16 protein-coding genes are annotated in these 14936 nt (G+C 71.9%); 10 read left to right on the forward strand and 6 right to left on the reverse strand.

Annotated features, from left to right (window positions below; all coding sequences use genetic code 11):
• Positions 1 to 9: 9 nt before the first annotated feature.
• Genes ACQP00_RS15075 through ACQP00_RS15085 form a run of 3 tightly spaced genes read left to right on the forward strand, consistent with a single transcriptional unit; the run spans position 10 to position 3685 of the window.
• Entirely contained in the window at positions 10 to 1587 is a 1578-nt protein-coding gene (locus ACQP00_RS15075; protein WP_433219385.1) for an ABC transporter permease subunit, read from the forward strand.
• Positions 1584 to 2462 carry a sugar ABC transporter permease gene (locus tag ACQP00_RS15080; protein ID WP_433219387.1) on the forward strand — a complete coding sequence of 293 codons (879 nt, stop codon included), beginning with the start codon at positions 1584 to 1586 and terminating at the stop codon, positions 2460 to 2462. Before ACQP00_RS15075 ends, ACQP00_RS15080 begins: the two co-directional genes overlap by 4 nt.
• Positions 2463 to 2470: 8 nt before the next feature.
• The gene (locus tag ACQP00_RS15085; RefSeq protein ID WP_433219389.1) at positions 2471 to 3685 is read left to right on the forward strand and encodes an ABC transporter ATP-binding protein; all 1215 of its coding nucleotides are present in this window, start codon (positions 2471 to 2473) and stop codon (positions 3683 to 3685) included.
• A gap of 42 nt (positions 3686 to 3727) precedes the next feature.
• Here ACQP00_RS15085 and ACQP00_RS15090 read toward each other — a convergent pair whose 3' ends face one another.
• Positions 3728 to 4204: a hypothetical protein gene (locus ACQP00_RS15090; RefSeq protein ID WP_433219391.1), complete on the reverse strand. Its 477-nt coding sequence runs from the start codon at positions 4202 to 4204 to the stop codon at positions 3728 to 3730.
• Between the two features lie 42 nt (positions 4205 to 4246).
• Entirely contained in the window at positions 4247 to 4705 is a 459-nt protein-coding gene (locus ACQP00_RS15095) for a MarR family winged helix-turn-helix transcriptional regulator (RefSeq protein WP_433219393.1), read from the reverse strand.
• A gap of 85 nt (positions 4706 to 4790) precedes the next feature.
• Between ACQP00_RS15095 and ACQP00_RS15100 the strand changes: the two genes are divergently transcribed.
• The 4 genes from ACQP00_RS15100 to ACQP00_RS15115 all read left to right on the forward strand — a co-directional run bounded on the left by ACQP00_RS15100 (position 4791) and on the right by ACQP00_RS15115 (position 9229).
• Complete coding sequence (locus ACQP00_RS15100; protein ID WP_433219395.1) at positions 4791 to 5417, forward strand: FMN-dependent NADH-azoreductase; 627 nt, start codon at positions 4791 to 4793, stop codon at positions 5415 to 5417.
• 42 nt (positions 5418 to 5459) lie between these two features.
• On the forward strand, positions 5460 to 5963 hold the full coding sequence (locus ACQP00_RS15105) for a SigE family RNA polymerase sigma factor (RefSeq protein WP_433219397.1): 504 nt from the start codon (positions 5460 to 5462) through the stop codon (positions 5961 to 5963).
• A complete protein-coding gene (locus ACQP00_RS15110) occupies positions 5960 to 6880 on the forward strand; it encodes a hypothetical protein (protein ID WP_433219399.1) in 921 nt (306 codons plus the stop codon). The genes ACQP00_RS15105 and ACQP00_RS15110 overlap by 4 nt, the downstream gene beginning before the upstream one ends.
• 66 nt (positions 6881 to 6946) lie before the next feature.
• Complete coding sequence (locus tag ACQP00_RS15115; protein WP_433219401.1) at positions 6947 to 9229, forward strand: putative bifunctional diguanylate cyclase/phosphodiesterase; 2283 nt, start codon at positions 6947 to 6949, stop codon at positions 9227 to 9229.
• Here ACQP00_RS15115 and ACQP00_RS15120 read toward each other — a convergent pair.
• Positions 9195 to 10448, reverse strand: a complete 1254-nt coding sequence (locus ACQP00_RS15120) for a condensation domain-containing protein (RefSeq protein WP_433219403.1) — start codon at positions 10446 to 10448, stop codon at positions 9195 to 9197. The two genes, ACQP00_RS15115 and ACQP00_RS15120, sit on opposite strands and share 35 nt — an antisense overlap.
• Positions 10449 to 10790: 342 nt before the next feature.
• Between ACQP00_RS15120 and ACQP00_RS15125 the strand changes: the two genes are divergently transcribed.
• The gene (locus tag ACQP00_RS15125; protein ID WP_433219405.1) at positions 10791 to 11000 is read left to right on the forward strand and encodes a S1 RNA-binding domain-containing protein; all 210 of its coding nucleotides are present in this window, start codon (positions 10791 to 10793) and stop codon (positions 10998 to 11000) included.
• On the opposite strand, the gene ACQP00_RS15130 is transcribed toward ACQP00_RS15125, so the two are convergent.
• Entirely contained in the window at positions 10993 to 11838 is an 846-nt protein-coding gene (locus tag ACQP00_RS15130) for a hypothetical protein (protein ID WP_433219407.1), read from the reverse strand. The genes ACQP00_RS15125 and ACQP00_RS15130 overlap by 8 nt on opposite strands.
• Before the next feature lie 62 nt (positions 11839 to 11900).
• Here ACQP00_RS15130 and ACQP00_RS15135 point away from each other — a divergent pair, with 62 nt between their 5' ends.
• Complete coding sequence (locus tag ACQP00_RS15135; protein ID WP_433219409.1) at positions 11901 to 12470, forward strand: Clp protease N-terminal domain-containing protein; 570 nt, start codon at positions 11901 to 11903, stop codon at positions 12468 to 12470.
• Between the two features lie 289 nt (positions 12471 to 12759).
• On the opposite strand, the gene ACQP00_RS15140 is transcribed toward ACQP00_RS15135, so the two are convergent.
• Together ACQP00_RS15140 and ACQP00_RS15145 are read right to left on the reverse strand one after the other, a co-directional pair.
• Positions 12760 to 13299, reverse strand: a complete 540-nt coding sequence (locus tag ACQP00_RS15140; protein WP_433219411.1) for a hypothetical protein — start codon at positions 13297 to 13299, stop codon at positions 12760 to 12762.
• Positions 13296 to 13529, reverse strand: a complete 234-nt coding sequence (locus ACQP00_RS15145; protein ID WP_433219413.1) for a hypothetical protein — start codon at positions 13527 to 13529, stop codon at positions 13296 to 13298. Before ACQP00_RS15145 ends, ACQP00_RS15140 begins: the two co-directional genes overlap by 4 nt.
• 172 nt (positions 13530 to 13701) lie before the next feature.
• Between ACQP00_RS15145 and selA the strand changes: the two genes are divergently transcribed.
• Positions 13702 to 14931: an L-seryl-tRNA(Sec) selenium transferase gene (selA, locus tag ACQP00_RS15150; protein ID WP_433219415.1), complete on the forward strand. Its 1230-nt coding sequence runs from the start codon at positions 13702 to 13704 to the stop codon at positions 14929 to 14931.
• The last annotated feature ends 5 nt before the right edge of the window (positions 14932 to 14936 follow it).

Below are 14936 nucleotides of genomic sequence, written 5' to 3' on the forward strand. Positions count from 1 at the left end.
GAGGTCGTTGTGGCGCTCAAGACCGACGTCCGGGCCGCGACTGCGGCCCGGCCCGTGCCGCGGCCCGCGTCCCCCGTCGCGCTGATCACGAAGATCGTGCTGCTCGGCCTCATGGTCGCCCTTGCACTTGCGGCCGCGTTCCCGCTGATCGGCCAGGGCCGCTGGCTGCTGCTGGCCCTCCTGGCCGGGGCGACCGCGCTGCTGCTGTGGGTCTACCTGTCCCGGCGGCGCATCCCGGCCAAGTACCTCATCCCCGGCACGCTGTTCCTGGTCGCGTTCCAGATCTTCCCGGTGCTGTACACGATGACCACCGCGTTCACGAACTTCGGCGACGGTCACCGGGGGAGCAAGGCCGAGGCGATCCGGTCGATCGAGGGCGCCTCGGTCCAGCAGGTCGCCGACTCGGTCGAGTACGTGCTCACCATCGCCACGAAGGACGGCGACCTCGTGTTCCTGCTGGTCGATCCGGCCTCCCGGGCCGTACAGGCGGGCACGAAGGACGGGCTCAGCGCCGTGCCGGCCGGCGACGTGCAGGTCGACGGGGCCGGCAAGGTCGTGCGGGCGGAGGGATACCAGCCGCTGAGCATCATCGAGGCGGACGCCCGCGGGGCCGAGATCGAGGCGTTCTCGGTTCCGACGGCCCGGGGCGCCATCCGCGGCCAGGGACTGTCCGGGGCGTTCGAGGGTGTCCCGCGGCAACGGTACGACCAGGGCTGCGACTGCGTGCGCGACACGCGCGACGGGCACACCTGGACCGCCGACGACTCCCGCGGCTACTTCGCCGACGGCACTGGCGCCACGCTGGCCCAGGGTTGGAAGGTCCAGGTCGGCCTGCGCAACTTCGCCGACGTGCTGTCCAATCCGCTCATCGCGAAGTACTTCCTGCGGATCCTGCTGTGGAACTTCGCGTTCGCGCTGCTGACCGTGCTCATCACGTTCGCGCTCGGGCTGGCCGTGGCGATCGTGCTCAACACCGACCGGCTGCGCGGGCAGCGGCTGTACCGCTCGCTGCTCATCCTGCCGTACGCGATGCCCGGCTTCGCCATGCTGCTGCTCTGGCGGGACATGTTCAACACGGACTTCGGCCTGGTGAACCGGCTCTTCGGGGTGCACGTCAACTGGTTCGGCACGTCCTGGAGCTCGATGACGGCGATCCTGCTGGTGCAGCTGTGGATGGGGTACCCGTACATGTTCCTGGTCTGCACCGGCGCTCTGCAGGCGATCCCCGGCGACCTGAAGGAGGCGGCCGCGGTCGACGGGGCCAAACCGTTCTACGCGTTCCGCACGGTCACCTTCCCGCTGCTGCTGGTCGCCATGGCCCCGCTGCTCATCGCGTCGTTCGCCTTCAACTTCAACAACTTCGGCGCGATCTACTTCGTCAGCGAGGGCGGGCCGTTCCCGGCCGACAACCCGAACGCCGGCGCCACCGACCTGCTCATCACCTACACGTACCGCATCGCTTTCGGCGGGCAGGGCGCGCAGTACGGCCTCGCCGCCGCGATCTCCGTCTTCATCTTCCTGATCGTCGCGGTCGTGTCGATCGCCGGCTTCCGCCGCACCCACGTCCTCGAGGAGGTCAACCGATGAGCACCGACGTCGTCCGCCTCGGCAGCGCCCGCGGCGGCTGGCTGCGCCGGGCCGGCTGGCGGCACCTGGTCGGCATCGTCGCACTGTTCTTCGCGCTGTTCCCGATCGTCTTCCTGGTCTCCGCGGCCCTCAACCCGCTGGGCACCCTCGGCACCGCGAGCATCGTGCCGAGCGACGCGAGCCTGGACAACTTCCGCAACCTCTTCGCGCGCACCGATTTCCTGCGCTGGATGCTCAACACCCTGTTCATCGGGCTGGCCTCGGCCGCCGCCGGCATGTTCCTGTCGACCTGCGCCGCCTACGCGTTCTCCCGCTTCCGCTTCCGCGGCCGGCGGATGGGGCTGCTGTCGCTGCTGCTGGTGCAGATGTTCCCGCAGTTCCTGGCGATCGTGACGCTGTACCTCATGTTCGCGACCGTCACGGACCTGTACCCCGGCATCGGGTTCAACACGCCCTGGTCGCTGATCCTGCTGTACCTCGGCGGCGCCCTCGGCGTGAACACCTGGCTGATGAAGGGCTTCTTCGACACCATCCCGACGGACCTCGACGAGTCGGCGAAGGTCGACGGGGCCTCCCACGTGCGGATCTTCTTCGACATCATCCTGCCGCTGGTCGCCCCGATCCTGGCCATCACCGGGCTGCTCGCGTTCATCGGCACGGTCAGCGAGTTCATCATCGCGAGCATCTTCTTGACCGATCCCGATTCCAAGACGGTCGCGGTCGGCCTCTACGGGCTGGTCGCCGGTGAACGGAACAACAACTTCGGCATGTTCGCGGCGGGCTCGCTGATCGCGGCGATCCCGACCGTCGCACTGTTCCAGTTCCTGCAGCGGTACATCGTCGGCGGCCTCACCTCCGGCGCGGTCAAGGGTTAGGGGTCGTCATGGCGGGCGTGGTCCTGGACAAGGTCAACAAGCAGTACGACAACGGCTTCCACGCGGTGCGGGACCTCGATCTCGACATCGCCGACGGCGAGTTCCTGGTCCTGGTCGGCCCGTCCGGCTGCGGCAAGAGCACGGCGCTGCGGATGGTCGCCGGGCTGGAGGACATCAGCAGCGGCGTGCTGCGCATCGGTGACCGGGTGGTCAACACGCTGTCGCCGAAGGACCGCGACATCGCCATGGTCTTCCAGTCCTACGCGCTGTACCCGCACATGACCGTCGCCCAGAACATCGCCTACGGCCTGCGGATCCGCCGGATGCCCAAGGACGAGATCGCGCGCCGCGTGCAGCGGGCCGCCACGATGCTGGAACTGGGCCCGCTGCTGGACCGCCGGCCGAGCCGGCTCTCCGGCGGCCAGCGCCAGCGGGTCGCGATGGGCCGCGCGATCGTCCGCGATCCGCAGGTGTTCCTGATGGACGAGCCACTGTCCAACCTGGACGCCAAGCTGCGCGTGCAGATGCGGGCCGAGATCGCCACCGTGCAGCAGGACCTCAACGTCACCACCATCTACGTGACCCACGACCAGGTCGAGGCGATGACCATGGGCGACCGGGTGGCCCTGATGAAAAACGGTGTCCTGCAGCAGGTCGGCAACCCGCAGCACGTGTACGACCACCCGGACAACATCTTCGTGGCCGGCTTCATCGGCTCGCCGCCGATGAACATGGCCCTGGCCACCCTCGCCCTCGACGGCGACGACCTGCACCTGCACCTCGGATCGACGGTGCTGCGGCTGCATCCCGGCGTGCTCGCCGCCCGCCCGCGGCTGCGGGAGTATGCCGGCCGCGAGCTCGCCGCCGGCCTGCGCAGCGAGGACATGGAGGACGCCCGGCTCGTCCCCGACGCGCCGCGGGACGCGCGGATCGCCGCGACGACCACCCTCATCGAGGCGCTCGGCTCGCAGCTCGTCGTGCACTTCAACCTGGATGCCCCGCCGGTCGTCACCGAGGACACCCGGCTGCTGGCCGAGGACGCGAAGACCGCCGACCTGCCGGCCGCCGCATCCGCGTCCTCGCCTGCCTCCGCGGCCACGCGGTTCGTCGCGGCGTTCGCGCCGCGCTCCCGGGTCCGCCTGGGCGAGCACATCGAGGTCGTGGTGGACACCAAGCGCATGCACTTCTTCGACCCGGAGACCGGCGCGGCGATCCGCGACTGACTTTCTCTCGAACGGCGGTCGCGGCGCCGTGCGCCCGGCCGCTCAGCCGCGGGCGCGGATGAAGCGGTGGATGCGCGCCGCGATGTCGGGCAGGTCGGCGGTGCCGTCGACGACCAGGTCGGCGAGCTGGCGGCCCTGCGCGGCCGTGCGGGTCTGGGCCTCGCGGCCGCCGTCGAGGTAGGCGCGCAGGACCGCGCGGGGGTCGTCCTGGCTCAGGGCGCGGCGGGCCAGGCTCAGGTCGAGGGGCGTGTCGACGTACACGGTCCAGCGGGCGGCCCAGCGGATCGGGGGCAGGGACAGGGCGTACACGCCCTCGATGACGACGAGCGGGGCCTCCTCGTGCTCGTCCAGGCGCAGCTGGAGCGCGACCAGGTCGACGATGTGCTGGTCGGCGCCGGCACTGTCGCCGAGGCCGACGACCGGGGCGTCGGCGAGCTTGGCCACCGCGGCGGCGATGCTGCTCTTGCCTGCCCCCGATGGGCCGCCGATGACGAGCAGGGGCGGCAGCACGCGCATCACGAGGCGTGACCCTACCGTGCCGGCGGCCCCGGCACGAACCCGTTACCGGGTGCGGCCGAGCGGGATGACGGTCGATGCCTCGTGCGCCCGCAGCACCTTGCCCAGCGCGGCGGCCACCGTCTGCGCCTCGGCGCGGGTCATCCGGCCGGTGAAGTGGCGCTCGATGCCGGCCAGGTAGGTGGGTGCGGCCGCGCGGAGCTTGGTGCGCCCGGCCGGGGTCAGCTTGGCGAAGGCCGAGCGCTTGTCCTCGGGGTTGGCCACCCGCTCGACCAGCCCGGCCCGCACGAGCTCGTCGACGACCCGGCTGACCCGGCTGCGGCTGACCACCGCGGCCGCTCCGAGCTCGGACATGGTGAGCCGGCGGGCGGGGGCGGCGTTGAGCTCGAGGAGCACGTCGTACCAGGTCAGCGGGATGCCGTGGGCGGCCTGCAGCTCCTGGTCGAGCACCGGCGTCAGGGCCGCGTGCACGCGCAGCAGCATGCCCCACGCCTCGGTGTCCACGGCCACACCCTACCACTCTTGTGCGTGCGCACACACATCGCCTAACGTTGCGTGCGCACGCACACAAACGAACCTGGAGGAACCGATGTCCAAGCTGCTGCACATCTCGGCGTCCCCGCGGGGCGCACGGTCGGAGTCGCTCGCCCTGGCCCGCGATTTCCTCGACGTGTACCGCGAGCTGCACCCGGACGACGAGGTCGACGAGTGGGACCTGTGGGACGGCACGCTGCCCGAGTTCGGCCCGGCCGCCGCGACCGCCAAGATGGACGTGTTCGCGGGCCTGACCCCGACCGGCCCGGGCGCGCGGGCGTGGGACGCCGCGCGGGCGGCCTTCGCGCGCTTCGCCGCCGCCGACAAGTACCTGTTCTCCGTGCCGATGTGGAACGCCGGCGTGCCGTACATCCTCAAGCAGTTCATCGACGTGGTGAGCCAGCCCGGCATGGTCTTCGGCTTCGACGGCACGCTCGGCTACTCCGGCCTCGTCACCGGGCGCAAGGCGGCCGTGGTGTACACCAGCGCCGTCTACGGGGAAGGCCGCGGCCCGGCGTTCGGCGCGGACTTCCAGGCCCCGTACTTCGAGGGCTGGCTGCGCTGGGCCGGCATCACCGACATCACGCCGGTGGAGTTCCGGCCCAACCTGGCCACCGACGCGGTCGACGAGCGCCGCGCCCGCGCGCAGGCCGACGCGGTGGAGGCGGCGAAAACTTTCTAGGATCGGGTAGCAGTTCCGCCGTCCCCGATGCGTTGAGGTGCTGTGACGTTCGAGGAGTTCGTGGCGGTACGGCTGGCGGCGCTGGTGCGCTACGCCACCGTCGTCACCTGGGACGCCGACCTGGCCGAGGACATCGTGCAGAACGTGCTGGTCCGGGCCCAGGCGCGGTGGGAGCGCATCCAGCGGCTGGACGCGCCCGAGCGGTACGTGCAGCGCATGCTCGTCAACGAGTTCCTCTCGTGGCGGCGGCGCCGGGCCGCGCGGACGATCCACGCCGGGGACGCACTGGAGGGGCTGCTGGCGCCGCAGGGCGATGCGACCGGGCAGTACGACGACCGGGACGCCGTCATGCGCCTGATCGGGGCGCTGCCACCGCGGCAGCGCGCGGTCATCGCCCTGCGGTTCTACGCCGACCGGTCCGTCGACGAGATCGCCGACGAGCTCGGGTGCCGGGTCAGCACCGTCCGCACGCACCTGCTGCGGGCCCTCACCACGCTGCGGACGTCGCTGCCCAGCGCCCTGCTGCCGACGGGAGAGCCGCGATGACCGGGCCGATCGAGGAACTCGTGCGGCGCGCCCAGCACGAGCGGGCCGAGGCCGCCGCGCCCGACCTGGAGCGGATCCGGGCCGCCCTGCCGGTCCTGAGCCGTCGCCGGGCGCGCCGGCGGCGGGCCGGGTTCGTGGCCGCCGCGTTCGTGGCGGTCCTCGGGGTGGCGGGGATCGCCGCGCTGCCGGGCGGTACACGAGAAGGACAGGCGCCGGCCGGACCGCCCTCCGCCCGCACGCCGGAGGTGCGGGTCGCCATGCCCTATGAGCTGGAGCAGCCGCCGGACGGCTATCGCGAGCGGCTGCGCACCATCGAGGAGGGGCCCGGCGGGGTCATCGCGACCCGGAGCTACAGCGTCACGCCGGGCGGGCCGCACATCACGTTGACGGTACGGCCGGGTGGGCTGCCGAACGGCGAGCCAGTCGACGTCGGGGCGGTCCGCGGGGTCTATGAAGAGCCGGCGCGGGTCACCTGGCCGGCGCGGCTCGGCGGGGTCGTCTCGCTCGACGCCGTGGGGACCGGGCTCGGGCGCGCCGCCGTCGTGCAACTGGCGGCGTCGGTGGCCGATCACTCGCTCTGGCTGGACAAGCCGCTGATGGTGGATTGGGCGCCCGACGTGCGGTACACGATGAGCCTGATTGACCAAGATCGTTGGGCGACGACCGTGGTGGCCGACGGATCCGCGCGGGGCCGCGGGACGCTCACCGCGACGCTGGCGCCCACGCCCGAATCGGAGCCCGGCGGGGAGATCGTCTCGCTGCACGGGCGGCCGGCGGCGCTGTTCGCCGAGGACGGCGGGCTGCGGGTCGTCCAGAAGCTCCCCTACACCGATCTTGCGCTCACCGTGACCGTCCGGCCGGCGCCGGACCGCGAGGTGTTGCTCGACGCGGCGGCGGAGGTCGATGTGCGGCTCTGACGGCGGTGGATGCGGTACCGTAGCGGCCGAATGGTCCTGAGCACGTCCTGGTGAGGATGGAGCCAGTTGCCGCGCGGATCCGCTTCGAAGCCGCTCCTCGTCGCGGCCGTCTCCGTCACCGCCGTCGTCGGGCTGGGCGGATCGGGGCTGCTGTCGCCCTGGTGGTCGCAGTTCGTCGACGATCTCGGCCAGTTCGGCGCCGGGGCGGCCGCGACCCTGGCCTGCTGGCTCACCGCGCCCCGCCGGTCCGGGGCCCAGCGGCGCTGGCGGCTGTGGATGGGCGCGGGCGCGTTCGGATGGACGATCGGGCAGTTCATCTGGAGCTGGTACCAGCTGTTCCGCGCCGACGCGCTGCCCTCGCCCTCGGCGGCCGACGCCGGCTACCTGATGCTGCCGGTGTTCGCGCTGCCGGCCGTCGTCTCGCTCGCCGCCGCCCGCCCGGCCGGGGACGGACCGCGGCGGCGGCCCGGGCAGCTGGTCATGGTGCTCGACGGGCTGATCGTCGTCGGCGCGCTGTTCGTGCTCACCTGGGCGACCACGCTCGGCTCGGTGGTGCGGGCGGGCGCGGGGTCGGCGTTCGCGTACTCGGTCGCCATCGCCTATCCGGTCACCGATCTCGTGCTCACGGTCATCGTCATCCTGCTGCTCGCCGCGTCCACGCCCGCGAACCGAGCCCAGCTGACCGTGCTCGGCGCCGGACTGGTGTGCCTGACGTTCTCCGACAGCGTGTTCGCGTACCTGGTGTCCAAGGGCGCGGACAGCATGCCGCCGCTCGCCGACGCCGGCTTCACCGCCGGCATGGCCCTCGTCGCCGTCGCCGCGCTCAAGACCGGCGCGGAGACGCAGGCCCGCCCGGCCGCGCGCCGCTCGCGCTGGGTGCAGCTGCTGCTCCCGTACGTCCCGGTGGCCGGCACCGGCGTGCTGCTCATCGTGCAACTCGTGCGCGGCATCGAGATGGACGGGGTGGAGATCGCCGTCGAGACCGCGGTCATCTCGCTGCTCATCATCCGGCAGGCGGTGACGCTGATCGAGAACGCGGTCCTGCTCGACCGCGTCTCGGACAGCCAGGCGCGCCTGACCCACCAGGCGTTCCACGACGCGCTCACCGGCCTGTCCAACCGCGTGCTCTTCCACGACCGCCTCGCCCACGCACTCGCCCTGCACCACCGCGACGGCCACCCGCTCGCCGTGCTCTTCTGCGACCTGGACGACTTCAAGACGGTCAACGACCGGTTCGGCCACCACGCCGGCGACCGGCTGCTGCGGCAGGTCGCGGCCCGGCTGCGCGGCGCGGTGCGCGAGGCCGACACGGTCGCGCGGGTCGGCGGCGACGAGTTCGCGGTGCTGCTGGAAGGCGGCGGCGACCCCGGCGAGCCGGCCGAGCGGATCATGAACGCCGTCGGCCGGCCGTTCGACCTCGACGGGCAGACGGTGACGATCGGGGTGAGCATCGGACTGGTGGAGGCCGGCTCCGCGCTGACCGCCGACGTCATGCTGCGCCGGGCCGACGCCGCCATGTACGCGGGGAAGCGGCGGGGGAAGGGGCGGCTGGTGCGGTACCGCGTCGACCTGCCGGACGGCACGGGCAGCTCCGACCTGGCCGAGGCGCTCGCCGCCACCCTGCGCGACGGCAACGGGCTCGACGTGCACTATCAGCCGATCGTCCGGCTCGCCGACGAGACCGTGGTGGCCGTCGAGGCGCTCGCCCGGTGGACGCATCCGAGCCTCGGCCCGGTCTCCACCGACCTGGTCATCGCCACCGCCGAGGAGATCGGGCTGATCCGGCTCGTCGACGACTTCGTGCTCGACCGCGCCTGCCGGGACGCGGCCGGGTTCCGCGGGGCGTGGGAGGGCATCGCCGTCCACGTGAACACCTCGGCCGCGCGCCTCGGCCGGCCCGAGCACGAGGAGACGGTCCGCGACGCCGTGCTGCGGCACGGGCTCGCCCCGCACCGGCTGCTCCTCGAACTGACCGAGACCGCGCCGCTGCCCGACCTCGCGGCCGCGGCCGGGGCCGTGCGCCGGCTCGGGCGGCTCGGGGTGCGCTTCGCGCTGGACGACTTCGGCACCGGGTACAACGCCCTCGCGCAACTGCACGCACTGCCGGTCCACGAGGTGAAGCTCGACCGCTCGTTCACGGTCGCCGACGGCGGTCGCAGCGAGGCCGTGTGCCGCTCGATCGTGCAGATCTGCGCGGGCATGGGCGTCACCGTGGTGGCCGAGGGCGTGGAGACCGACGAGCAGGCGGCCGCCATGGCCGCCCTCGGCTGCGACTACGGGCAGGGGCACCGGTTCGGCGCGTCGGCGCCGCTCGCTACGCTTTCGCGAGACGCTCCATCTCCCGCATGACCTGCTCGGCGTCGTCCGGGGCGACGTGGTCGGCGTCCAGGTAGAGGCTCAGGCGCAGCGTGCCGGGGACGTCGTCGACGTGCACGAACAGCGGCTCGAAGGTCGGCGCGTCCTGGGCCGTCACCCACCGGAACGCGGACTCGCCCGGCTCGATCGGCTCGTCGCGCGACGGGCCGCGCCGGTCGTTGAAGTAGCAGCCGATCTCGACGTCGTGCGCGTCGATGATGCGTTGCACGCCGGTGTGGTGGAAGTACGCATATTTGTACGCCGCTGTGGTCACCCGCCGCGCCCGTCCGAGCAGTTCGGCGAAGGGTGCGTCGGTGGCCGGCAGGCTCAGCAGTCCGGCCTGGGCGAGGGTGCACACCACGTTCGCCAGGCCGGGGCGGAAGCGGTTGCTCACCATCGGCCGGATGAGCACCGGATCGGCGCCGAACACGCGATGCAGGGCGCCCGCGAACGCGGCGAGGAGCACGGTGGAGCTGTCCAGGCCGGTGCTCGCCGCCCAGTGCCGCACCGCGAGGCCGAGGGTGGGGGAGGTGAACTCGCCGTGCCAGTACCGCGGCTTCGTGGTGGTCGCCGGCTTCGGGAACCGGTCGCGCGGGACGGTGTCGAGGATGTTCTGCCAGTACCGTTGAGCCGCCGCATTGTGCCGCTGCCCCGCCGGCGACGCCTGCCAGTGCGCCTGCGCGAGCGGCTGCAGCCCCTCCACCGGCGTGCCGGTGCGCGCGGGGACTTCCTGCAGCATGGTCATCGCGCCGGCGGCGTCGGTGACGAGGTGCGAGATGAGCACCGCCATGTGCGTGAGCCGGCCGTGTTGCCTGACGACCGCCATCTTCAGCGGCCATTCGGTGCTGAAGTCGAGCATTTTCGCGCGCCAGGCCTCGCACAGGTTCTCGGCCACGTGCGCCGGGTCGTGCTCGCCGGCGTCGACGATCGCCAGGTCGATCGTGCCGCTGCGGTGGACGATCTGCCGGGGTTCGCCCGCTTCCTGCGTGATCAACGTGCGCATTGGTTCGTAGCGGCTCATGAGGTACCGGAGCTCGCCCTTGACCTCATCGATCGTGGTCTCCGGGGGCAGCGGCTTCACCCCGCCCAGGGGCAGCCACGTGCCCTGTTTGACGATTGCGGACCAGTTCTCGAGCTGGCCCCACGATAACGGGCCCTCGCCCCCCGACTCGCCCTCGAACTCGACGCTGACTCGCTCCGGCGCAGCAGGCATCCCGCCGGCCCTCCCATCGCTCGTGACGGCAGTGCGCGGCCTCCCGACCCGTCCGGCATCGGCGCGCGGCGGGCAGAGGCGGCCTGCGAAACGTGGCGGGTCGCAGCAGGACGCATCGGCGTTCGTCGGTACTCTACGGACGGCTCTCCCCGGACGCCATGCGCCGGATGTACGATTGCGCGCATGACTGCCGGGTCGGCCTTTGGCCGTTCACGAGAGCTGTGCCCGGCTGACGTTTGATCCCGCCCCGGGCCCGTGGCCCGCCTCCTCCGCGCACGTTTTTCGCGAGTTTTGTGCGTTTCCAACGCCGTTCGCGCTCGCTCGGAGAGGAGGTGATTCGCGGTGAGTTGGGACGATTTCGTGGCCCGCCACAACGTCGGGGACGTTGTGGCCGGGACCGTCACGAGGCTGACGCCGTTCGGCGTGTTCCTGACGGTGTCCGGCGACGTGCCGGGCCTGCTGGTGACCAGGGACCGGCCGTCGGTCGGCAGCACCGTCACGGTGCGCATTCAAGCGCTCGACCCGCACAACCGGCGCGTCGCGTTCAGCTGATCTTCGACCAGCTGTCGTAGTCGTGCACAGCGAGACCCTGATACGTGCTGTACCCGGCGGCCCCGGCATCGATCGCCGTGAGCTGCTGCTGCAGGGCGTTCTGGGAGCGGCCGGCGAACGTGCAGTACGAGCAATCGCTCGCCGGCTGCGTCTCCGCCGCCAGCCGCACCGGCTTGCGCCCCGCCTGCGCCCGCGCGAGCAGATCCGTGCCGACCCCGACGACCGCCGACCCACTGTCCCGGTACGACATGACCGTGATCGCATCGACCCGCGCCATGACCTCCTCGGCCAGGTTCCGGGTACCCACCTTGATCGTCGCCAGCCAGAACGGCACATCGGCCTCGAGCGGCTCCGGCCCCGCCTTGCGCACCTGGTCGAACATGCTCAGGAAGCTCGACGCGATACTCGCCTGATCGCGCGCCCAGTTCGCCAGCAGGTACGGCTCGACGTCCAGATGCACCCCGTCGAACAGCCGCAACGCACTGACCCGCTGCCGCCACGCGACGGCATCCCTGGGGTTGGTCGCCCAGCTCGGATCCCCGCCGAGCGCGGAAAGCCTGATCCCGGCCGCCTTCGTTCGCGCCCGCAGCTCCTGCAGCCGCGCGACCTCGGCCTTCCCGGGCTGCCACGACACGGCCGCGAAGATCTCCTTCACGCCCTGCTTGTTCGCCCAGGCCACCACGGCCGCGGGCTGGGCCTGCGACCACAACCACATGGCCCGCGCCTTGGCCGGACTCTTGACGACGGCAACGGGTTGCATCGCGGCCTGCGCGGGCTGCACCCCGAACGCCGCCGCAGCGACCGCAGCGGCCATCACGGCGACCATCTTCCGCTTCATGGCTGAAGCGTGCTCGCCTCCGGTTGCAAGGTCGGTGCCCTCTTGGGGTAGAAAGGTGACTCGTGTTCTCCCGTATCACCACGGAAGCTAGAGCAGCGATCGCCCTGCTGCCGACGTTCGCCCACGCCGCCGCCCACCCTTCGGTGACGCCCCAGGATCTGGCGGCCGCCCTGCACAGCCTGCGCGCGGGTAACACGGCCGCGCTCTGGACCGACCCCCATCCCGGGCCGCCGCCGGCCTCGGCCCAGTCGCCGGCGGACTTCGACCAGCCGTTGAAGCAGGTCCTGGAGCAGGCGGGGCGGATCGCCATGACGGCGAACGCCGAGCACATCGGGACCGAGCACCTCTTGGCCGCTTTGCTGCGAACCGATCCTTCGTCGCCGGTTGTCGATTGGCTCGCATCGCGCGGGGTCACCTCGGAGGCGGTGGATGCGTTGCTGACTCGCTTGGCGGGCGGACTTGGGTCCGAGTCGTTGGCGGAGAAGCCGTCGTTCATGGAGCGGCGCAAGTGGAATGCGGCGCGCGCCTACTCCCAGGGCAAGCGCAGCGGCCTGTCGACGACTATGACGATCGTGCTGACGGTGATCCTGGTGGTGGTTGTGCTGGGCCTGTGCATCTGGAGCGGGCCGTGACGGGCTCTTCGTTCTGGCCGCGCGTTGGGTGAGGCACGCTGCCAGTGCCGCGGGCGAGGGCTGTTCTAACCCCGGCGGTGATCTCTCCGGCCACGAGTCGTGGCCAAGGCACCGTATGCGGCCAGGCTCAAATCATTGTTCTTCCTGCCCTGGGAGATAAAGGATTTTTGGCTCTTTCCGACGTGGTGCTCATGCAACTGCCGGCCGCTGCTGGCGCCCGCCGCCACCTGCGCTCGGATTCGCTGCTGTCCAAGCGGGCGATGAGATCTTGACCCCGACGTGCGTCCGTTCAGAACGGCGGGTCCATCTCGCCGCCCGTGGAGGCCGGGCGATCCGGCACAGCGGCGGTCGGCAGGGCAGCCGTCGGGGAAGGCCGAGACGGCGGCTTGCGGGGCGGCACCGCGGCCTCGATCTGGCCCAGCACCGCCAGCCGCGCGACGATGGCGCCCGTCCGGCGGCCGAACGCCGTCGACAGGTCCTTGATCGAGGTGCCGTCCCCGTAGAGTTTGGCCAGTTGCTGGTCGTCCTCGTCGGTCCACGGCTGGTACGCGTTCGGGTAGGTCTTGCGCAGCTCGTCGATGCGCTTGTTGCCCGATCCCGGTGCGCGGGGGCCGCCCGTGATGCCGGCCAGGGCGGTCAACGACAGCGCGACCGCGTGCAGGCTCGGGCGCGGGATGCGGCCCGCCAGGCGGCCGATCTCCGTGTCGGACCCGTTCAGCAGGAGGACCTCGATGTCGATGTCCTCGGAGCCGGTGGCGGCGGCCGAGATCTTGTAGGTGCGGCCGCGGACGGTCGTGGTTTTCGTGACTTTGGAGGTTGCGTCCTTCATGACTCGGCCGCCTGTCTCGCGGTGAGCCGGCGGTGCAGCCAGAAGCAGATGCCGGCGGCGCCCAGGCACCAGCCGGCCCAGGCCATGCCGTCGGCCGCCGTGTGCAGGTGGCGCCGGGCGAAGATGGCCGTCAGCACCACCGCCAGCAGGGCGCCGTGGGCCGCCACGAGGCCCACCAGCAGGAGCAGTTTGCCCGTCCAGTCCAGGGCGAACAGGGTGAAGCGGCGCATGTGCGGACCCCCGTCTCGTCTGTCACCCTCAGCGTGCGCGCCCTCACCCGGCGCGCGCCAGGAGCAATCGCCGCCTGTGGATAACTCCGCGCTGTTAGCGTGGAGGGGCACGGGAAACGCTGAGAGTGAGGCTGCCTTGGATCCGCGACGGGCGGTGCCCAGGACCGACACAGTGCTGGATGATCCGCGGCTGGCCGGCTTTCCGCGGGACCGGGCCAAGGTCGTGGTGCGCGAGGAGCTCGACCGGGTCCGGCGTGGGGAGCTCGCGGCCGCGGACGTGGTCGGGGAGGTCGAGCGGCGGTTGCGCGGCGGCATGCGTACCGTGCTCAACGCCACCGGCGTCGTGCTGCACACGAACCTCGGGCGGGCCGCGCTGTCCGACGCGGCGATCGAGGCGCTGGTCAAGGCGGCCGGCTACACCGACGTCGAACTGGACCTCGACAGCGGCCGTCGGGCCCGCCGTGGACGGGGGACGCTGGATGCGCTGGCGGGGGCGGTTCCGCGGGCACAGGCGGTACACCTGCTGAATAACGGTGCGGCGGCACTCGTGTTGGCGGCCACGGGATTGGCGGCCGGCCGCGAGATCGTGGTCAGCCGCGGCGAGCTCGTCGAGATCGGGGACGGGTTTCGGCTGCCTGACCTGCTCGAGTCGACCGGCGCGCGATTGCGGGAGGTGGGCACGACCAACCGGACGTCGCTGGAGGATTATCGGCGGGCGATCGGGGCGCAGACCGGGTTCATCCTCAAGGTCCACCCGTCGAACTTCTTTCAGCGCGGTTTCGTTTCCATGGTACCGGTTGCCGCCCTCGCCGGCCTCGACGCCCCCGTCGTCGTGGACATAGGATCGGGGTTGCTGCGGCCCGATCCGGTGCTGCCCGACGAGCCCGATGCCGACACGGTGCTCAAGGACGGCGCCGACCTCGTGACCGCGAGCGGGGACAAGCTGCTCGGCGGGCCCCAGGCCGGGCTGCTGCTCGGCCGGGCCGACCTGGTCGAGTCGCTGCGGCGGCATCCGCTCGCCCGGGCGCTGCGCGTGGACAAGCTGACGCTTGCCGCGATCGAGGCCACCCTGCTCGGGCCGGAAACGCCTACCTGGCGCGGGTTGCGCGCGGACGTCGGCGTGCTGCGCCGGCGGGCCGAGGCGATCCTGGCCGAGTTGCCCGGGATCGACGCTACGGTCGTGGACTCGGTCGCCGTCGTCGGCGGGGGCGGGGCGCCGGCGGTGGAGCTCGGGTCGGCGGCGTTGGCGCTGCCGGCCGTACTGGCGCAACCGCTGCGAACGGGGGAACCGTCCGTGTTCGGCCGGGTCGAGCGCGACCGGCTCCTGCTGGACCTGCGGTGCGTGCCCGAGGCGGAGGACAAGTCGGTGGCCGCGGCCATCCTGCGCGCGGCGGGTCGCTGACGGGC

The organism is Dactylosporangium sp. CS-047395 (assembly GCF_050942185.1).
Taxonomy (GTDB): Bacteria; Actinomycetota; Actinomycetes; order Mycobacteriales; family Micromonosporaceae; genus Dactylosporangium.